General features: G+C 69.5%; 13 protein-coding genes. 4 read left to right on the top strand and 9 right to left on the bottom strand.

What is annotated here, in order from left to right; translation table 11 throughout:
- Positions 1-15 precede the first annotated feature (15 nt).
- The 4 genes from ACN6O8_RS16375 (at position 16) to ACN6O8_RS16360 (ending at position 10,313) form a co-directional block, all read left to right on the top strand.
- Positions 16-858 carry an AraC family transcriptional regulator gene (locus ACN6O8_RS16375; RefSeq protein ID WP_427992084.1) on the top strand — a complete coding sequence of 281 codons (843 nt, stop codon included), beginning with the start codon at positions 16-18 and terminating at the stop codon, positions 856-858.
- A gap of 112 nt (positions 859-970) precedes the next feature.
- The gene (ilvD, locus tag ACN6O8_RS16370) at positions 971-2,836 is read left to right on the top strand and encodes a dihydroxy-acid dehydratase (RefSeq protein ID WP_427992083.1); all 1,866 of its coding nucleotides are present in this window, start codon (positions 971-973) and stop codon (positions 2,834-2,836) included.
- Positions 2,837-2,959: 123 nt separating this feature from the next.
- The gene (locus ACN6O8_RS16365) at positions 2,960-3,841 is read left to right on the top strand and encodes a LysR substrate-binding domain-containing protein (protein WP_427992082.1); all 882 of its coding nucleotides are present in this window, start codon (positions 2,960-2,962) and stop codon (positions 3,839-3,841) included.
- A 511-nt stretch (positions 3,842-4,352) separates the two neighbouring features.
- Positions 4,353-10,313 carry an autotransporter outer membrane beta-barrel domain-containing protein gene (locus ACN6O8_RS16360; RefSeq protein WP_427992081.1) on the top strand — a complete coding sequence of 1,987 codons (5,961 nt, stop codon included), beginning with the start codon at positions 4,353-4,355 and terminating at the stop codon, positions 10,311-10,313.
- A gap of 25 nt (positions 10,314-10,338) precedes the next feature.
- Here ACN6O8_RS16360 and lpdA read toward each other — a convergent pair whose 3' ends face one another.
- The 9 genes from lpdA to ACN6O8_RS16315 are packed head-to-tail and all read right to left on the bottom strand — an operon-like array spanning position 10,339 to position 20,247.
- A complete protein-coding gene (gene lpdA / locus ACN6O8_RS16355; protein WP_427992080.1) occupies positions 10,339-11,736 on the bottom strand; it encodes a dihydrolipoyl dehydrogenase in 1,398 nt (465 codons plus the stop codon).
- A gap of 8 nt (positions 11,737-11,744) precedes the next feature.
- Positions 11,745-13,025, bottom strand: coding sequence for a pyruvate dehydrogenase complex dihydrolipoamide acetyltransferase (locus tag ACN6O8_RS16350; RefSeq protein ID WP_427992079.1), 1,281 nt, complete (start codon positions 13,023-13,025; stop codon positions 11,745-11,747).
- 12 nt (positions 13,026-13,037) lie between these two features.
- The gene (locus ACN6O8_RS16345) at positions 13,038-13,529 is read right to left on the bottom strand and encodes a VOC family protein (protein ID WP_427992078.1); all 492 of its coding nucleotides are present in this window, start codon (positions 13,527-13,529) and stop codon (positions 13,038-13,040) included.
- Positions 13,526-15,709 carry an alpha-ketoacid dehydrogenase subunit alpha/beta gene (locus ACN6O8_RS16340; RefSeq protein WP_427992077.1) on the bottom strand — a complete coding sequence of 728 codons (2,184 nt, stop codon included), beginning with the start codon at positions 15,707-15,709 and terminating at the stop codon, positions 13,526-13,528. Before ACN6O8_RS16340 ends, ACN6O8_RS16345 begins: the two co-directional genes overlap by 4 nt.
- Before the next feature lie 43 nt (positions 15,710-15,752).
- Positions 15,753-16,541 carry an SDR family NAD(P)-dependent oxidoreductase gene (locus ACN6O8_RS16335; RefSeq protein ID WP_427992076.1) on the bottom strand — a complete coding sequence of 263 codons (789 nt, stop codon included), beginning with the start codon at positions 16,539-16,541 and terminating at the stop codon, positions 15,753-15,755.
- A 28-nt stretch (positions 16,542-16,569) separates the two neighbouring features.
- The gene (locus ACN6O8_RS16330; RefSeq protein ID WP_427992075.1) at positions 16,570-17,289 is read right to left on the bottom strand and encodes an ABC transporter ATP-binding protein; all 720 of its coding nucleotides are present in this window, start codon (positions 17,287-17,289) and stop codon (positions 16,570-16,572) included.
- Positions 17,286-18,038, bottom strand: coding sequence for an ABC transporter ATP-binding protein (locus tag ACN6O8_RS16325; protein WP_427992074.1), 753 nt, complete (start codon positions 18,036-18,038; stop codon positions 17,286-17,288). The genes ACN6O8_RS16330 and ACN6O8_RS16325 overlap by 4 nt, the downstream gene beginning before the upstream one ends.
- The gene (locus ACN6O8_RS16320; RefSeq protein ID WP_427992073.1) at positions 18,035-19,309 is read right to left on the bottom strand and encodes a branched-chain amino acid ABC transporter permease; all 1,275 of its coding nucleotides are present in this window, start codon (positions 19,307-19,309) and stop codon (positions 18,035-18,037) included. The genes ACN6O8_RS16325 and ACN6O8_RS16320 overlap by 4 nt, the downstream gene beginning before the upstream one ends.
- On the bottom strand, positions 19,306-20,247 hold the full coding sequence (locus ACN6O8_RS16315) for a branched-chain amino acid ABC transporter permease (protein WP_006386228.1): 942 nt from the start codon (positions 20,245-20,247) through the stop codon (positions 19,306-19,308). Before ACN6O8_RS16315 ends, ACN6O8_RS16320 begins: the two co-directional genes overlap by 4 nt.
- Positions 20,248-20,260 lie beyond the last annotated feature (13 nt).

Below are 20,260 nucleotides of genomic sequence, written 5' to 3'. Positions count from 1 at the left end.
TACCGCCAGTTGGACATGAATCGTCGAGAAATGGACAGATCCAAATCGTCGTCACCCCCCTCCGGATCGCGCACGCCCGCCGATCTGGATCTGTTCCCCTACGAATCCTCGCGGCGCCCGGTGGCGGCGCTGGCGGTGGACTACGAGGACGGGCATCGCGTGCGCCGCCACCGGCACCGCCGCTCGCAACTGGTGTACGCCATCTCGGGCGTGATGGTGGTGGACACCGACGCCGGCATCTGGGTGGTGCCGCCCACGCGCGGCGTGTGGGTGCCGGCCTGGGTCTCGCACGCCATCCGCATGAGCGGCGAGCCGCGCATGCGCACCGTGTTCGTCGAACCCGGCGCGGCCGCGCACCTGCCCGCCGAATGCTGCGTGCTGTCGATTTCGCCGCTGCTGCGCGAGCTGATGGTGGCGGCCGCCGAGGTGCCGCTGGACTGGAAGCCGGGCACCCGCGACGGCCGGCTGATGCTGCTGCTGCTGGACGAACTGAAGCAGGAGCCGGTGCTGCCGCTGCACCTGCCGCAGCCGTCCGAGCCGCGCCTGGCGCGCATCTGTCGCGCCATCGTGCGCCACCCCGAGCGCCAGGCGGGCGCGGCCGACTGGGCGCGGGAATTGGGGGTGGATCCCAAGACGGTGCATCGCCTGTTCCTGCGCCACACCGGCATGACCTTCGGCCGCTGGCGCCAGCAGGCGCGGCTGCTGGCGGCGATGGAGCGGCTGGCGCGCGGCGAGCGGGTGCTGGATGTGGCCCTGGATCTGGGCTACGAGAGCCCCAGCGCGTTCGCGGCCATGTTCCGCAAGGCCTTGGGCGAGCCGCCCAGCGCCTTCGCGGCGCGCGGCGCGGCGTCCGCCTGATGGCCACGCGGCGGCCTTGGGGCGGCCTGGGCGCGGCCCGCGGCCGCTGCGCGCCGGAACCAGCGTATTATTTACCGTTTTGCCGCCCACGCTAATAGCCTGAGACAAGATCATGCCGCACTACCGTTCCCGCACCTCGACCCACGGCCGCAACATGGCCGGCGCCCGCGCCCTGTGGCGCGCCACCGGCATGAAGGACGGAGACTTCGGCAAGCCGATCATCGCGGTGGTCAACTCGTTCACGCAGTTCGTGCCGGGCCACGTGCACCTGCGCGACCTGGGCGCGCTGGTCGCCAAGGAAATCGAGGCCGCCGGCGGCGTCGCCAAGGAATTCAACACCATCGCGGTCGATGACGGCATCGCCATGGGCCACGGCGGCATGCTGTATTCGCTGCCCTCGCGCGAACTGATCGCCGACTCGGTCGAGTACATGGTCAACGCGCACTGCGCCGACGCCATGGTCTGCATCTCGAACTGCGACAAGATCACCCCGGGGATGCTGATGGCCGCGATGCGCCTGAACATCCCGGTCGTGTTCGTGTCCGGCGGCCCGATGGAAGCGGGCAAGGTCAAGTCGCCCACCGATGGCAAGGTCGTCGCCAAGATCGACCTGATCGACGCCATGATCAAGGCCGCCGATCCCAACGTGTCGGACGCCGACGTGGCCGAAGTCGAGCGCAGCGCCTGCCCGACCTGCGGCTCCTGTTCCGGCATGTTCACCGCCAACTCGATGAACTGCCTGACCGAGGCCATCGGCCTGGCGCTGCCGGGCAACGGCACCATCGTCGCCACGCACGCCTGGCGCAAGGGTTTGTTCGAGCAGGCCGGCCGCCTGGTGGTGGACCTGTGCCGCCGCTATTACGTCGAGGAAGATGCCTCGGTGCTGCCGCGCAGCATCGCCACCAAGAGCGCGTTCGAGAACGCCATGGCGCTGGATGTGGCCATGGGCGGCTCCACCAACACCGTGCTGCACCTGCTGGCCGCGGCGCAGGAAGCCGGCGTCGACTTCACCATGGCCGACATCGACCGCATCTCGCGCAAGGTGCCGTGCCTGTGCAAGGCCGCGCCGGCCACCGACAAGTACCACATCGAAGACGTGCACCGCGCCGGCGGCATCCTCGGCATCCTGGGCGAGCTGGCGCGCGCCGATTTGCTCGACCTGTCCTGCGGCAACGTGCACAGCGGCACGCTGGGCAACGCCATCGCGCAATGGGACGTGGCCGGCGGCGCCGGCGAGGCGGCGCAGAAGTTCTACCGCGCGGCGCCCGGCGGCATTCCCACCACCGTGGCCTTCAGCCAGGACGCGACCTTCCTGACGCTGGACACCGACCGCAAGACCGGCTGCATCCGCAGCAAGGAAAACGCCTACTCCAAGGATGGCGGCCTGGCCGTGCTGTACGGCAACCTGGCCGAGAAGGGCTGCATCGTCAAGACCGCGGGCGTGGATGAATCGCAGTGGGTCTTCACCGGCCGCGCGCGCGTGTTCGAAAGCCAGGACGACGCCGTCGAAGGCATCCTGGGCGACAAGGTGGTGCCGGGCGACGTGGTGGTGATTCGCTACGAAGGCCCCAAGGGCGGCCCCGGCATGCAGGAAATGCTGTACCCCACGTCGTACCTGAAGTCCAAGGGCCTGGGCAAGACCTGCGCGCTGTTCACCGACGGCCGCTTCTCGGGCGGCTCGTCGGGCCTGGTGATCGGCCATGCCTCGCCCGAAGCGGCCGAGGGCGGCACCATCGGCCTGGTGCAAGACGGCGACACCATCGAGATCGACATCCCCAACCGCAAGATGCACCTGGCCGTGTCGGACGAGGAACTGGCCCGCCGCCGCACCGCGATGAACGCGCGCGCCGATGGCGGCTGGCAGCCGGTGGACCGCGAGCGCGTGGTGTCGCAGGCCCTGCAGGCCTATGCGGCGCTGGCCACTTCGGCCGACCGCGGCGCGGTGCGCGACCTGTCGCAGCTCAAGCAGAAGCGTTGATCGCCAGTCGGTCGATGGCATGAAAAAAGCGGCGCCGCGTGCGCCGCTTTTCTTTTGCCCGGGGTGATCGATTGCCACGGTCCTGCGCTATAAAATCCCAATACTTGTGATCAGGAGTCATGGATGGCGCTCAATTCCGAGGCCCTGCGGCTGTTCCTGGGGGTGGTCGACGCCGGCTCGATGAGCGCCGCCGCCGAGATGCTGGGCCAGACCGCGTCCGGCGTCAGCCGCGGCCTGTCGCGCCTGGAGGAAGACCTGGGCGTGACGCTGCTGACCCGCACCACGCGGCGCATGGAGCTGACCGCCGAGGGCGCGCACTTCCTGCAGAAGGCGCGCCAGATCGTGCAGTCGCTGGAAGAGGCCGAGGAATGCATGCGCATCGTGCACCAGCAGCCGGCGGGCCGCCTGCGCGTGGATGCCTCGGTGCCGGTGATGCTGCATTGCGTGGTGCCGCACGTGGCCGATTTCCGCCGCGAGTATCCGGCGATCTCGCTGGAGCTGACCAGCAACGACCGCATCGTCGACCTGATCGAACACCGCACCGACGTGGCCTTGCGCATGGGGCCGTTGAACGATTCCACGCTGCATGCGCGGCCGATGCGGCCGCGTCCGCGCTGGCTGATGGCCAGCCCGGACTACCTGGCGCGGCGCGGCGTGCCGCAAACCGTCGAGGACCTGGCTGGCCATGAACTGCTGGGCTTCACCCAGCCCGAAAGCCTGAACGTCTGGCCGCTGCGCCACGCCGGCGGCTCGACCTATCTGGCCACGCCCACGCTGGCCACCTCCAGCGGCGAAACCCAGCGCCACCTGGCGCTGCGCGGCGTGGGCATCGCCTGTCTGTCGGACTTCGTGTCGCGCGATGACCTGGAGGAAGGGCGGCTGGTGCGCATCATGCAAGACCTGCACACCGACTATCTGCAACCCATGCATGCGGTGTACTACCGCAACACGCCGCTGTCGCGGCGGATCGCCTGCTTCCTGGATTTCTTTTCCAGCCGCTTGTAGCAGCGGCGCGCATGCGCGCCCGTGTCCTCGACCGCATGGCGGGGCGCGCTGAACCTGGCGATTTCCGATAGGTTTAATTTTGCGTCGAGGCGTATTGCCCCGGCCGCTAGGCAATTAAAACGCAAAATATACACAGATTTTGCGCTATTGCTATTCGCGGCCGCATGCCGATAGGCCATCTGCCCATCGTTGCATTGCCGCGCCGTGCTTTTTCTCTCCCTCTCCTCGTGTTCTGCTGGACGTTCGCGGCCTGCCTTGCCGGGCCTCGCTTGTGCGAGCAATCGCGGCAGGAAGGGGCGCCACGCCACGCCGCGTCTGGCACTGCGCATTGCCGTTTGCATCCCACAAGTGTCCAGTCGTCGTGACAACGTTCAAACCGTCCCTTCCTCCCACCGCCCCTCGAATCACACGCCCGTCCGCCACGGCCGTTTCCGGCTCCGTCCAAGCCGCCGAGGCGCCAGAGGTTTCCCGTCCGATCAGCCACGGCCCGCGCGCGCCGCTGCCGGCGGGCATGCAAGCCGCCGCTGTCTGCGCCGTGCTGGCGCTGTCCGGCGCCGGCGCTGCCATGGCCGCGCCGGGCATGGCGGCCGATGCCCCCGGGGGGGCGCCGGTTGCCCTGACGGCTCCAGACCCGCTCGCCGCGCCGATCGTGGGAAGCGCCGGCAATAGCGGAAACGACGGTGGCAGGGGCGCCGACGCCCCGTCGGGCAGAGGCGGCAGTGGCGGCAATGGCACTGTAGGCGAGGAGGGCGGCAGCGCGTTTCAGGGTGGCAACCAAGACGTCACGAACCCGGGCGCCATGCAGGGCGGGGCCGGCGGCCGTGGGGGCAATGGCGGGCAGGGCGGCCACGGACTCTCCTCCAACGGTTTCGGGGGATACGGCGGCAACGGCAATAGCGGGGGCAGTGGCGGCAGCGCAATCCGGGGCGACATGCTGGACGTGACGAACCCGGGCAGCCTCTTGGGCGGCACCGGCGGCACCGGCGGCACCGGCGGGCGCGGCGGTAACAGCGATAGGGGCGACGCCGGTCGGGGCGGCACGGGCGGCGGCGGCGGTCATGCGGTCCAGGGCAGCGGCCTGCGTATCGTGAACCAGGGTGAAATTCAAGGCGGCAAGGGTGGCGCCGGGGGCAATGGCGGTATCGGCGGCGATTGCACCAATTGCTCGTTCTTCTCCGGGCGTGGCGGCGCCGGCGGCAACGGCGGCGTTGGCGGAGACGCCATCCAGGGCGGCGACCTGACCATCGAGAACACCGGCCGCATCACCCATGGCGCCCCGGGGGCAGGCGCGCCAGCGGGGCGCGGAGGGAAATTCGACGAAGGGATCCACGGGCCAAACGGCACGGCGGGCGCCAATGGCGCCGCGATTCGCCTGACCGGCGGCGCGAATCGCCTCATCCTGGATACCGGGTCGAATATCGATGGCGACATCGTCGTGGCGCGTCAGGCCGCCGGCCCGGGGGCAACCAGGCTGTCGGTGGTGAGCAAGGCCGCGACCGCGATCACGGGCAGCCTGGTTGCCCAACAAGGCACCCATGTGGCGCTTTCCGGCGCGCCGCTGACGCTGGATGGCACGCTGGACCTGAGGAACAATGCAACGCTGTCCATCATGGATGCCGGAGTCGGCGATCCCGTTGCGGAACGGCTGCTGGCCAATACGGCGCAGCTCGGCGCCGGCAGCGTCTTCAACCTGTCCGGCGTCACCGACGCTAGCGCCACGGACAAAGCGTTGTTCGGCACGACGACCGGCGCCATCGCCAGCAATTTCGCCAACGTCGTCATCGGCGGCATCGCGGCCGAAAGCGACCCTGGAGATCCTGCCCGGCGGACAACCGATTACCTGACGTTGAGCACGCAAAAGGCGGCCGACCAGAAGAGCTTTCGCGCGACGTATCAGTTGACCTGGTTTGACGCCGGGGCGAACGCGCATGGCGATTTCACGATCGGGGAAGGCGGGGAATTCACCGTCGGCAAGATGCTGGACGATCAGCCGGAAAACGCGGTCTGGAACGGCGCGAGCCTGACCAAGAAGGGCGCCGGCACCCTGATACTGACCGCCGACAACACCTACAGCGGCGGCACCGCCATCGAAGGCGGCGCCCTCGTGCTGGGCGACGGCGGCACGAAAGGGGCCGTAAGGGGCAACATCGCCAACCACGGCGCGCTGGTGTTCAACCGCGGCGATGACGTCGTGTACGGGGACGTTGTCTCGGGCGCGGGCGATCTTGTCCAGGCCGGCACGGGCGCGCTGATACTCGACAACCGGAATACCTACAGCGGCGGTACGACCTTGCGCGCCGGCACGATCAAGACCGGCGTGGCGGACGCGTTTGCCAATACCTCCCGCGTCACGCTGGCGCGAGGCGCCACGTTGGATCTGGACGGCAAGCCGCAGATGGTGGGCGCGGGCGCGGCGCTCGACAACGCCGGCAGCATCCTGACGGGCGGCGCCGCCATCCGCGGCAGCGCCCTGGCCATCACCAACGGCGGCAGCATCATCGGCGGCGCGGGCGACGTGCTGCGCATGACGGGCGGCGCGAATACGCTCAGGCTCGATCCTGGATCGGTGATCACGGGCGACGTGGCGCTGTCCGATGCCGGTGAATCGGTCGAAAACCTGCTGGCCATCATCAATACCATCCATGACGGCGTGGCCACCCTGACAGGCAATCTGTTGGCGGGGGCCGGCACCGGCGTGACGCTTTCCGGCGACCCGCTCACCGTCACTGGGAGGGCCGATTTCGATCGCCTCGCGGCGCTTACGCTGAAGGCCGGCAGCGGCCTGAGCGCGGCCGCCCTGCGTTTCGCGCCGGGCGCGCGGCTGTCCATGGAAGGCGTTGCCGCCGATGGCGCCGTCAACCTGACGGCGGACACGGTGAGCATCGGCCAGGATGCCTCCTTCGAGCTATCGGGCCTTGCCGACAAGGCGCAGATCGCCGGCGCTGAAGGCCGCGTGCTGTTCAGCGCGGCGCACGCCATCGAAGGGGATTTCACCCACGTCACCGTGCATGGATTCGTCGGCGATGTGGACTATCTGACGCTGCAGACCAGGAAGTCCGAGGACGGCAAGCGTTACCTGGCCCGCTACGGCCTGAGCTGGCTGGCGCACAACAACCTGGCCAACGGCACCTTCACGCTCGATGCCGGCGCGCGCGAAACCCTGGACGCCGCACTGGCCGACGTCGGCGCCAACCCGGATCTGGCCTGGGATGGCAAGCGCCTGACCAAGAACGGCGATGGCGCGTTGATCCTGACCGGCGACGCTACCTATAGCGGCGGCACGCTCATCGCGGGCGGCACGCTTGCGTTGGGCGATGGCGGTACGACAGGCTCCCTGACGGGCAACATCGTCAATAACGCCGCGCTGGTCTTCGACCGCGGCGATGATGTGGCATTCGGCGGCGACATCTCCGGCACGGGAACGCTCACCAAGCAAGGGGCCGGCGCCTTGACCCTGGCCGGCGGCCATGCCTACGGCGGCGATACCATCGTGCGCGCCGGAACGCTGCGATTCGGCGATGGCGCCACGACCGCCGTGAATACGCTGGGCGGCAATATCCAGGTGGCGAACGCCGCGACGCTGTCCGTGCAGACACCGGCCGTCGTCCACGTCGCCGGGCGGCTGGCCCTGGAGGACGGGGCCAGCCTGTCCCTGCGGGAGACGCGCGAAAGCGGACCGCAGGCCGAAAGCCTGACGGCGGACACGGTGACCATCGGCAATGATGTCGCCTTCAACCTGTCTGGCGTGCGTCAGCAATCCGTGCAAGAGCGGGTGCTGTTCAGCGCCGCCAACGGCATCGTCGGCGACTTCGCCCGCGTTACCGTGGGTGGCTTTTCCACCACGGTGGATTATCTGACGCTGAGGACCCGCAAGTCCGCGGACGCCAAGCGCTATCTGGCCGAGTATGGCTTGAACTGGTTCGACGCCAACGGCCAGGCGCACGGCGCCTTCACGCTCGATGACGGCGCGTCCTTCACCGTTGACACGGCGCTGGGGGATATGACGGCCAATCCCGCCAACGGCTGGGACGGCGAGCGCCTGACCAAGAAAGGCGACGGCGTCTTGATCCTTGGCGCCGACAACACCTACAGCGGCGGCACGGTCATCGAAGGCGGCACCCTGCAAGTCGGCGCCGGCGGTGCCGCCGGCGCGGTGCAAGGGGATATCGCCAACGGCGGCGCGCTGATTTTCGACCGTGGCGATGCGGTGGCATACGGCGGCGTGATTTCCGGCCCGGGCTCGGTCGCCAAACAAGGAGGCGGCACGCTGACCCTGACCGGGGACAACACCTACCTTGGCGGCACCACGATTACGGGCGGCACGCTGGCAGTGGGCGATGGCGGCGCCAGCGGCTCCCTGACGGGCGACATCGCCAACGCGGGCACACTGGTTTTCCATCGCAGCGATGCGGTCGCATACGGCGGCGCCGTGTCGGGCACGGGCGCGCTCGTCCAGCGCGGCACCGGAACCCTGGTCCTGACCGGCGACCACACTTACACCGGCGGTACCGTCATCGAGAGCGGCGCGCTGAATCTGGGTAACGGCGGCGGCGCCGGCCTGGTGCGGGGAGACATCGTCAACAACGGAACGCTGGCCTTCGACCGCGGCGACGATGTGCAATTCGGCGGTGTCATTTCCGGCGCGGGCGGGGTCGACAAGTACGGGGAAAACACCCTGACCCTGACCGGCGACAGCACCTACACCGGCGCCACCGTCATCCGTGGCGAGTTCCGGTTGGGCAACGGTGGCGTCAGCGGCTCCGTGCAGTCGGATATCGTCAACGGCGGCTCGGTGACCTTCGACCGCGGCGATGATGTGGAATACCGCGGCGTCATTTCGGGCGACGGCGACGTCCGCCAGCAAGGCGCCGGCACCCTGATCCTGGCCGGCGCCAACACCTACCGTGGCAACACTCTCATCGCCGCGGGCACGCTCAAGACCGGCGTGGCGCACGCCATCGCGGCCACCTCCGGCGTGCAAGTGAAGGAAGGCGCCACGCTCAATCTGAACGGGCGCGATCAGACCTTCGCCATGCTGCGCAACAGCGGCGTTCTGCTGATCAACGACCTCGGCGCGCCCGCCCTGGCGGGAAGCGTCACGGTGACAGGCAACATCGAGAACCGCGGCAGGCTGGTGCTGGACAACTGCGCCGGCTGCGCCGGCCAGACATATGTGCAGCAGGGCGACTGGGTGGGCGACAACGGCACCGTCTCTTTCGGCACGGTGCTGGGCGGCGATGGCAGCGCGACCGACCGGCTCAGAATCACCGGCGCGGCGACGGGCACCACCTATGTCGAAGTGCGCAACGAAGGCGGCGCGGGGGCGCAGACGCTGGAAGGGATCGAGTTGATCCAAACCGCAAGTTCCACCGACGATGCCTTTGTGCAGAAGGGCCGCATCACCGTCGGCGCGTACGACTATCACCTGCAAAAAGGATCGGCGTCGGGGAACAATCAAAGCTCCTGGTATCTCACCAGCGAAGGGCGGCAGCGGCCGGAGTTGGGCAGTTACGCCAGCAACCAGGCGGCCACGACGCTGTTCAACACCCGGCTGAGCGAGCGCCAGCGCGGCGATTTCCTCAACCCGATCACCGGTCAGCCCTATCGCCACAGCCTCTGGGTGAGAGCGGCGGGCGGGCGCGGTCAGGCGCGCCTGAGCGGGGGGCAATCGCGGTTCACGGCCGATCGCACGGTGTTCCAGATCGGCGCGGAGATACGGGCCGGCAGCTTCGGCGCGCAGGACGCCTGGCACCTGGGCGTCATGGCCGGCAACGGCCGACAGCGCAGCACGACGCGCAGCAGCCAGACGGGCTACCAATCCCGTGGCAGTGTCGATGGGTATGGCGCCGGCCTGTACGGCACCTGGTACCGCAACGCGCAAACGCATGCCGGGCTGTATGTGGACGGCTGGGCGCTCTACAACCAGTTCGACAATACCGTGCAGGGCGACGGCCGGCCGCGCGAAACGTACCGGAGCCGGGGTATCAGCGCATCGGTGGAATCGGGGTTCGTATTCGCGGCGGGGACGTACGCGACTGGACGCGGCAGCGAGCGTCGCTTCTTCATTCGTCCGCAGGCGCAACTGATATGGTCTGGCGTGACCGCGAGCGCGCATACCGATCATGCCGGCACGAGGGTCACAGGGGAGGGGGGCGGCAACCTGCAAACCCGCCTGGGCACGCGGCTGTGGATGACGAGCAACGGCGCCTGCGTCGAGGCCTGCCCGGGCCAGCCCTCCGGCGTCGAGCCTTTCGTTGAAGTGAACTGGCTCCACCTCTCCAAAAGCTACGGCGCCAGGATGGGCGAAACCCGCGCATTGCTTCAGGGAACCCGCGACAGCGTCGAATGGAGCGTGGGCCTGGAAGGCGGGCTTGGCAAAGGCCTGCGGGTCGCGGCCAATGTGGCGCGGCAACAGGGCGGATACGGCTACCGCGATACGCGCGGCGCGCTGAGCGTGAGCTACCGCTTCTGAGCGCGAGCCGCGTGGCCCGTGGCGGCTATCCGTGCAGCGCCCTGCCGAAGGCCGCCAGCACCGATTCGTGCAGGGTTTCCGACAGGGTCGGATGCGCGAACACGGTGTGCATCAGGTCTTCCTCGGTGGCCTCCAGCGCCGCCGCCACGCCGTAGCCGGCGATCAGTTCGGATGCCTCCGGATGGAGGATGTGCGCGCCCAGCAGCTCGCCGGTCTTGGCGTCGAACACCGTCTTGACCAGGCCCTGATCCTCGCCCATGGCAATCGCCTTGCCGTTGCCGGCGAAGGTGAACCTGCCCACGCGGATCTCGCCGCCCGCGGCCTTGGCGTGTTCGCGGGCGCGCGCCTCGGTCATGCCGACGCTGGCGACCTGCGGATGCGAATAGGTGCAGGCGGGAATGCGCAGCGGGTCGAGCGGATGCACCGGCAGGCCGGCGATGGCTTCGACGCACAGCACCGCCTCGTGGCTGGCCTTGTGCGCCAGCCAGGGCGCGCCGGCCACGTCGCCGATGGCGTAGACGCCCGGCTCGGCGGTGCGGCCCAGGCCGTCGGTGACGATGTGGGTTTTTTCCACTTTCACGCGGGTCTGTTCCAGACCCAGGTTCTCGACGTTGCCGACGATGCCGGCCGCGACGATGACGCGCTCGACTTCCAGTTCGAACGACTTGCCCTGCTGTTCCAGCACGGCCTTGACGCCAGCGGCCGTCAGGCTGGACGACTTGACCGCGCACTGCGTCAGCACGCGGATGCCTTGCTTCTCGAACGCCTTGCGCGCCAGCGCGGAGATCTCGGCGTCTTCCTGCGGCAGGATCTCGGCGGTCATGTCGATCAGCGTCACCTCGGCGCCGATCGCGCGGTAGAAACTGGCGAACTCGGCGCCGATGGCGCCGGCGCCCACCACCAGCAGCGACTTGGGCAGCGCTGGCGGCGTCAGCGCCTGGCGGTAGGCCCAGATGCGCTCGCCCAGCGGCAGCGCCGGCAGCTCGCGCGCCCGCGCGCCGGTGGCCAGGATGATGTGGCGGGCCGACAGCGTGGCGCCGTTGTCGAGCGCGACACGGCCGCCGCCGGCCAGTTTGGCGCTGGCGGCGAATACCGCCACGCCGTTCTTCTTCATCAGGTGCGCCACGCCCTGGCCCAGGCGGCCGGCGACCTTGCGCGAGCGCGCCACCATCGCGGCCAGGTCGGGCTGGGCCGCGCCCGCGCCGGTCACGCCGTAGTGCCCGGCTTCGCGGCAGGCGCGCAGCACGGTGGCGCTGTGCAGCAGCGCCTTGGTCGGAATGCAGCCCCAGTTCAGGCAGATGCCGCCCAGCTCGGCGCGTTCCACCAGCGCGGTGGACAGGCCCAACTGCGCCGCGCGGATGGCGGCCACATAGCCGCCGGGGCCGCCGCCCACCACCACCAGGTCAAACGAAATCTTGGTCATGGCGGGGCTCACAGCAGGATGCGCACGGGGTTTTCGATCAACGCGCGCAAGGCGGCCAGCCAGCGCGCGCCGACGGCGCCGTCCACCACGCGGTGGTCGGCCGACAGCGTCACGGTCATGACGGTCGCGGCCTTGATCTCGCCGCTGTCGTCCACCACGGGCCGGCGCTCGGCCGCGCCCACCGCCAGGATCGCCGCTTGCGGCGGATTGATGATGGCGGCGAACTGCTTGATGCCGTACATGCCCAGATTGCTGACCGTCAGCGAGCCGCCGGTGAATTCCTCGGGCTTGAGGCGATTGACCTTGGCGCGCCCGGCCAGTTCGACGATCTCGCTGGCGATGGCGGACAGCGGCTTGACGTCGGCGTCGCGCACGATGGGCGTGACCAGGCCGCCGTCGGTGGCCACCGCCACGCAGATGTCGGCGCCGGCGTGGAATTCGATGGCGTCGTCGTGCCAACTGGCGTTGACCTCGGGCACCTCGCGCAGTGCCAGGGCGGCGGCGCGCACGATGAAGTCATTGACCGACAGCTTGACCGCGCCGCCCTGGTTGGCCTGCGCGCGCAGGGCCAGCAGCGCGTCCATGCGGCAATCCACCGTCAGGGTGAAGTGCGGCACCTGCTGCTTGCTTTCGGTCAGGCGGCGGGCGATGGCGCGGCGCATGCCCGAATGCGGCACGCGGCGGGCGGCGGCGCGTTGAGTTGGCGGCGCGACGGCCGGGGCGCGGTCGCGCGCGGCCTCGACGTCGCGGCGCACGATGCGGCCATGCGGGCCGGTGCCTTGCACGTCGAGCAGGTTCACATGCCATTGCGCCGCCAGGCGGCGCGCCAGCGGGCTGGCGAAGCGGCGGGTGCCGGGGGCGGGTGCGTCGGTGGCGGTGGTGCGCGCGGCGGATGCGGCGGCGACCGGCGCGGCGGTCGATGCCGCGTTGGCCGTCGCGCCGGCCGCCGGTGCCGTGGCAGCCTGTGCGGTGGCGGCGGGCGCCGCCGGCTTGGCCGCCTGCGTGCCGTTTTCCGCCAGCGCCTGGTCGATCGCCGCGGCGTCTTCGCCCGGCGCCAGCAGCACGCCGATCACGGTGTTGATCGGCACCGACGCCGGGCCGGCCTGCACCACGATGCGGCCGAGCACGCCCGCCTGTTCGGCGTTGATCTCGACGATCGCCTTCTCGGTTTCGATTTCCGCCAGCGCCTCGCCCACGGCGACCGTGTCGCCTTCCTGCTTGAGCCATTGGTGCAGCGTGCCGGCGTCGGCATCGGCCGCGACGGAGGGGAGCTTGATAAGGTGTGCCACGTGTAGTTCGTCCTATTCTGCGCGCACGGCCAGGTCGGGCCGGTAGGCCGCCGGGTCGTCGTATTCGACCAGTTCCAGCACATTGCCTTCGGGGTCGCGGAAGAAGGCCAGCCAGGTGCCGGGCCGCACTTCCATCGGCGCCGGCTCGCTGTCGAAGGCCACGCCGCGCGTCCGCAGGCGCTCGACGGTGCCGGCCAGGTCATGCACGATGAAGGTCAGGTAGGCGCTGCCCTGGCGTTCCAGGATGGCGGCGCCGCGCACCGCCGGCTCCGGCGCCCTGGCCGGTTGCAGCAGCTTGATGCGCTCGCCATACGAGGTCTGCAGGCGCGCCACGTCGTAGCCATGCGGTGTCAGACCGGTGGCGCGGGCCTTGTCGGCCGGCACGCTGACCCGGTTCACCAGCGTCAGGCCGACCACCTCGGTGTAGAACGCCAGCAGCGCGTCCAGGTCGGCGCAGCAGATGCCAACCTCCATCGGCACGCTCATGCGCAGGGCGGCGCTCATGCGCGTTCTCCCAGGTCGGCCAGCACGTCGTTCAGGCCGGCGATGACTTCCTCGGTGTCGGCGAAGGCGGCGCGTTCCAGCACCTTGGAGATGCTGGGCGAGGCTTCGCCGCCGGTGACGCGCTTGACCGGCTGGTCGAGCCAGTCGAAATAGCGGCGCTGGATCTCGTCGGCCAGCATGGCGCCGTAGGAGGTGCCGCGCGCGCCCTGTTCGACGATCAGCACGTTGTTGGTCTTCTGGATGCTGGCGCCAATGGTGTCCCAGTCCAGGTTGGCGCGGTCCAGCGTGCGCAGGTCGATGACTTCCGCGTCGACGCCGGTTTCTTGCGCCGCCTTCAGGGCGCGGCTGACCATCGACAGGTAGGTCAGCACCGTGACCTTGGCGCCTTCGCGGCGCACGCGCGCCTTGCCGAACGGGATGGCGTAGTCGAGGTCGTCGACGGGCACTTCGCCCGAGGAGGCGTAAAGGTCGACGTGCTCGATCACCAGCACCGGGTCCTTGGAGGCCAGCGCGGTGTTCATCAGGCCGATGTAGTCATAGGGCGTGGACGGCGCGACGATGCGCCAGCCCGGCGCGGTGGCGAACACGCCGGCCGGGTCCATCGAGTGTTGCGAGCCGTAGCCCGTGCCCATGGCAACCTTGGTGCGCAGCACGAACGGCACGTCGATGTCGCCGCCGAACATGTGGCGGGCCTTGCCGATCTGGTTGAAGATCTGGTCGGCCGCGACCCACATGAAGTCGGGATACATGAATTCCACCACCGGCTTGTAGCGGCCGTCCATGGCCAGGCCGCCGCCCAGGCCGGCGAAGGCGTTCTCGGAGATCGGCGTGCCCAGCACGCGGTCGGGGTATTTGTCCTTCAGGCCGCGGGTGGCGCCGTTGGTGCCGCCCTTCAGGCGGTGCACGTCCTCGCCCAGCACCACGACGCCGGGGTCGGTCTCCATGCGGCGGTCGAGCACATCGGCCACCGCATCCACGAACTTGCGCTCGGCCTGTTCGCCGGCGTGGTCGGCGGCCTCCTGGTAACGCAGGCCAGTCAGTTCCGAGCCGTCGCTGCGCAGGCCGACGTCGCGGAAGTCGGGGCGCGGCCACAAGTCGGCGCGCACGCGGCGCTTGCCGCCCTCGGTGGCCTCGGTCAGGCGGCCGGCCACGTCCTTCATGACGTCCTTGCAGCGCTGGCGCAGGCCATCGACCTCGGCCTGGGTGATCAGCTTGCGGCCGATCATCTCGGCGGCGATCTTGTCCAGCGGGTCGCGGCGGCGCCATTGCGCCTCTTCTTCCTTGCTGCGGTAGCCGAAGGCGCTGCCGGGGAAGGGGCCGTTCTGGTGGAAGAAGCGGTACACGTCCACTTCCACGATGGTGGGGCCGTTGCCGGCGCGCATGTGGGCCACCGCTTCCGCCATGGCCAGGTGCACGGCCAGCGGGTCCATGCCGTCGACCCGCCAGGCCGGGATGTTGAAGGCCTGGCCGCGCGCCGACAGGCGCGGCTCGGCGGTCGATTCCTCGACCGTGGTGGACACGGCGTAGCGGTTGTTCTCGATGAAGAAGCACAGCGGCGTCTTCCACGCGGCGGTCAGGTTCATCGTCTCCAGCACCGAGCCGATGTTGACGGCGCCGTCGCCGAAGTACGTCACGGCCACGCGGTCGGTGCCGGCGTGGCGGTGGGCCCAGGCCGCGCCGGCGGCCAGCGGCACGCCGCCGCCGACGATGGCGTTGGTGCCGAGCGCGCCGGCCTCCAGCCAACGCAGGTGCATGCTGCCGCCACGGCCGCGGCAATAGCCCTGCGCCAGGCCCATGATCTCGGCCAGGGTCTTGTGCAGCACTTCGTCGATGGCGGGCGTGAGCGGGTTGCGCGGGTCCAGGCCCAGCGGCGCGACGTGTTGCAGCGCCTTGGCCAGGAACTGGTGGTGGCCGCGGTGCGAGCCGTTGATCTGGTCGCCCGCGCCCAGCGCCAGCACCGAGCCGACGGCGCCGCCCTCCTGGCCCACCGATGAGTGGGCGGGGCCATGCACCAGGCCTTCGGCGGCCAGGTCCAGCACCGCTTCCTCGAAGGCGCGGATCCAGTGCAGCTGCGTCAGCATGGTGGCCAGCAGCGCGGGGTCGGCCTGTTGCCAGTCCGAGGCCTCGACGGTCAGTTGCCGCCAGGGCGCCTGCGAGCCAAGCGGTTGGTAGGTGGCCATGAGTGAATCTCCAGAATATAGGTAAGCGTCGATGCGTTAGACGTCAGAGGTAGCTGTAGCGGCTCCAGCCGCCGTCGGCCACCAGGGTGTGTCCGGTGATATAGGCGGCCTGGCGCGATGCCAGGAACACCGCCAGGTCGGCCATCTCGGCCGGCTGCGCCAGGCGCCGCAGCGGCGTGCGCTGCTTGAGGCGTTCGGGGTCGAGGCGGCCGCGCGCGGCCAGGTCGCGCACCAGGTCGGTCTCGACGTAGCCGGGCGCTAGCGCGTTCACGCGCACGCCCGCCGGGCCCCATTCCACCGCCAGGGTCTCGGTCAGCAGCACCACCGCGCCCTTGGTGGCGCAGTAGGCGGCGCGGTCGGGCGCGGCCACCACGCCGTACATCGAGGCCAGGTTGATGATGCAGCCCTCGCCCTTGGGCACCATGCGGCGGCCGGCGGCCTGGGCGCACAGGAATACGCCGGTCAGGTTGATGTCGACCGCGCGCCGCCATTCGTCGGGCGTGACCTCCAGCGACGGCTTGTTGGCCGAGATGCCGGCGTTGTTGACCAGCACGTCGATGCCGCCCCAGGCCTGCTCGACCTGGACGAAGGCGCGCTCGACCGCGTCGGCGTCGGTGACCGAGGCCTGCGCGGCCAGGGCCTGGCCGCCGGCCGCCTGCAGCCCGGCCACGGCGGTGTCCAGCGCGGCCGGATCCATGTCCAGCAGCGCCACCCGCGCGCCCTGGCGCACGAACGCCTCGGCGGTGGCGTAGCCGATGCCTTTGGCGCCGCCGGTGATCACCACATTCTTGCCGCGCAGGTCGGCGTGGCGTACTTCGGGAGTATTGTCCAAGTGCTTGCCTCTACAGATAGGGCGGCGGTCAGACCGCCAGCCATTCCTGGACCACGTCCTGGCGCTCATGCAACTGCGCGGGCGGTCCTTCGAAAACGATGCGGCCGTGGCCCATCACGCTCACGCGGGTGGACACCTTCAGCGCGATGGTCAGCTTCTGCTCGACCAGCACGACGGACACGCCGCGCCGGTGGATGTCGCGGATCACGTCGGCGATCACTTCAACGATCTTGGGCGCCAGGCCCTCGGTGGGTTCGTCGATCAGCATGACCTTGGGGTTGCCCAGCAGCGAGCGGCACATGGTCAGCATCTGCTGCTCGCCGCCGGACAGATTGCCGGCGCGGGTGTTGCGGCGTTCCTTCAGACGCGGGAAATAGCCGAACATCTGCTCGATGGTCCAGGCCGGCGCGTCGGGGCGGACGGGTTGCTCGCCCATGCGCAGGTTTTCGTCCACCGTCAGGTTGGCGAACACTTCGCGCTCTTCCGGCACGAAGCCCAGTCCGGCGCGGGCGATCTCGAACGGACGCTTGTTGGTGATGTCGCGGCCCTCGATGGCGATGCGGCCGCCGGTCACGTCCACCAGCCCCATGATGCTTTTCATGGTGGTGGAGCGGCCGGCGCCGTTGCGCCCCAGCAGACTGATCACTTCGCCGCGGCCGACCGCCAGGTCGATGCCGTGCAGGATGTGGCTCTTGCCGTAGTGCGCGTGCACGCCTTGCAGGGCCAGCAGGGGGGATTGCATGCTCATACCGTTTCCTCTCCCAGGTAGGCTTCGCGCACGCGGGCGTCGCCGCGGATCTCGGCGGGCGTGCCGGTGGCCAGGATCTCGCCGTACACCAGCACGCTGATGCGGTCGGCCAGCGAGAACACCACCTGCATGTCGTGCTCGACGATCAGCAGGGTGCAGTCGCGCGTCACGTCCTTGATCAGCTCGACGGTGTAGTCGACCTCGTGCTGCGACATGCCGGCCATGGGTTCGTCCAGCAGGATCACCTTGGGCCGCGAGGCCAGCGTCATGCCGATTTCCAGCGAACGCTGTTCGGAGTAATTCAGGTCGCCCGCCGCCGTGTGCTGCTTGGGCGCCAGGCGCACCTTTTCCAGCAACTGGTCGACGTGCTCATTGACGGCGCGGTGGCGCGCGATGGGGCGCCAGAAGTTGTAGACCAGGCCATGCATGCGCAGCACCGCCAGCCGCAGGTTCTCGCGCACCGACAGGCGCGGAAACACGTTGGTGATCTGGAACGAACGCGCCAGGCCGAGGCGGTTGATGCGCTCGGGCGGCAGGCCGCCGATCGAGTGCGCGCGCAGGCTGATGTCGCCCGAGGTCGGCGCGAACGAGCCCGACATCAGGTGGAACAGCGTCGACTTGCCGGCGCCGTTGGGGCCGATCACGGCGTGGCGTTCGCCGGCCTCGATCTTCAGGTTGACGCCGCGGATGATCTGCGCGTCGCCGAAGGACTTGCGCACGTCGGTCAGGGTCAGGATCTCGTGGCTCATTGCGCGGTCTCCAGCACGGGGGCGGCCTCGGCCTCGCCACGCCACAGGGCCAGCGCCCAGCGGCAGGCCAGCAGGCCGCCCGCGAACAGCGCCAGCGGCGGCAGCCAGGTCGACAGCGCCAGCGGCGCCCAGTCGTGGCCGAACAGGGAAATGGCGGGCCAGCCGGCCTCGGGGTTCATCGCCAGCAACGAGCGGTAGTCGCGCGCGAACATGCGTTGCAGCATCTCCACCGAGAACACCGTGGCGCCGGTCAGCAGCAGGCCGCCGAGGACGGACACCGCCGCGCGCGGCAGCCAGTCGGCCAGGCCGCGCTGGCGCAGCGACTTGGCGGCGCGCTGCACCAGGCCCACCAGGCCGTCCGGCACGAACAGCATCACCAGCACGAACAGGATGCCCTGGTACAGCAGCCAGGAACGGGTGATGTCCGCCAGCGTCTGCGACAGGAAAGTCAGGATCGAGGCGCCCAGCACCGGTCCCAGGAAGGCGTTGACGCCGCCGATGTAGGCGAACAGCACCGCGTCGGTCGACAGCTTGACCTCGAACAGCACGTAGTTGCCGGCCTCGATGTTCAGCGCCTGCAAGCCGCCGGCGATGCCGGCGAACATGGCCGACAGCGCGAACACCATGGTCTTGAGCGTGTGCGGCCGGTAGCCCAGGTAGCGCAGGCGGCTGGCGTTCTCGCGCAGGCCCAGCGTCAGGCGGCCCAGCGGCGTGCGGGTCAGACCATACAGCGCGGCCAGCGACACCAGCACCCAGGCCAGCACCAGGAAGTACACCTGCACGTCCGAGCCGAAAGTGAAGCCCCAGGCCGGCATGCGCATGGCCGACAGCCCGGCCTCGCCGCCGAACACGCCCTTCAGGTGCGGCGCCAGCGCGTGCAGCAGCTCGGCCAGCGCCAGCGTGATCATCGAAAAGTAGACGCCTGCGCGCAGGGTGGCGAACCAGCCCGCGACCAGGCCGAACAGCAGGCCGGCCACGCCGCCGGCCAGCGGCAGCAGCGGCGTCGGCAGCAGGCCCGCGCCGCCCAGCGCGTTCATGGCGTGGATGGTGGCGAAGGTGCCGACGCCGAAGTAGGCGGCGTGGCCGAAGGACAGCATGCCGCCCTGGCCGGCCAGCAGGTTGAAGGCGCAGGCGAACAGCGCCGCGATCAGCATCTGCACCGCCGCCACCAGTTGCCCGGCGGGCAGCAGCCAGGGCAGCGCGCACAGCGCCGCCACGCACGCGAGCAGCAGCAGGGCGGCCGGGGCGCGATGGGAAGACGTCGGGCTCATGCCTGTTCTCCCTTCAGGCCCGAGGGCTTGACCAGCAGCACCACCAGCATCAGCAGGAACGGCAGGGTCGCCGCCAGGCTGGAGATCTTCACCGTCATCAGGCCGCCCACGCTTTCGGCCCATTCGCCGGCGCCGAACAGGCCGAACAGGGTCGCCAGGCTGGCGTCGATGCCGACCGAGAACGAGCTGATCAGGCCGATCAGCAGCGAAGCGATCATGGCGCCTTCGAGCGACCCCAGGCCGCCGACCACCACCACTACGAACACCAGCACGCCCAGTTCCAGCGCCATGTTCGGATTGGTGGTGTAGAACGCGCCCGCGACCGCGCCGGCCAGCCCGGCCATCGCCGCGCCCACACCGAACACGCTCATGAACACCAGCGGCACGTTGTGGCCCAGCGCTTCGGCCATGCGTGGCCGATAGATGGCCGAGCGCACCACGATGCCGACGCGGGTGCGCGACAGCAGCAGGTAGATCACCGCGAACATCGCCAGCGACACGCCGCCCATCAGCAGGCGGTAGAAGGGATAGTCGGCGTCGAACACGCGGAAGGCCGCGAAGTTCAGGAACTGCGGCACGCGGTAGTCGACCGGGAAGTCGCCGTAGAACAGCTTGATCAGCTCGGCGACGATGAATGCCAGGCCGAAGGTCACCAGCAGCTCCTGCGCGTGGCCGAACTTGTGCACGCGGCGCAGGAAGAAGCGCTCCACGCCCATGCCGAGCACGCCGGCGATGACGGTGGCCAGCACCAGCGCGGTCCAGAACCCGGTGACGGGCGTCAGGGTATAGGCGGCGTACGCGCCTATCATGTAGAACGAGGCGTGCGCGAAGTTGAGCACGCCCATCATTCCGAAGATCAGTGTCAGGCCCGCCGACACCATGAATAGCAGCAGGCCGTAAATCACGCCGTTCAACAGCGAGACGGTAAAGTATTCCATGTCCGCTCCAAAA

This window comes from Achromobacter sp. (assembly GCF_050285565.1).
In the GTDB taxonomy this organism is placed as follows: domain Bacteria; phylum Pseudomonadota; class Gammaproteobacteria; order Burkholderiales; family Burkholderiaceae_B; genus Achromobacter.
This window is presented reverse-complemented; position numbering and strand designations above follow the sequence as displayed.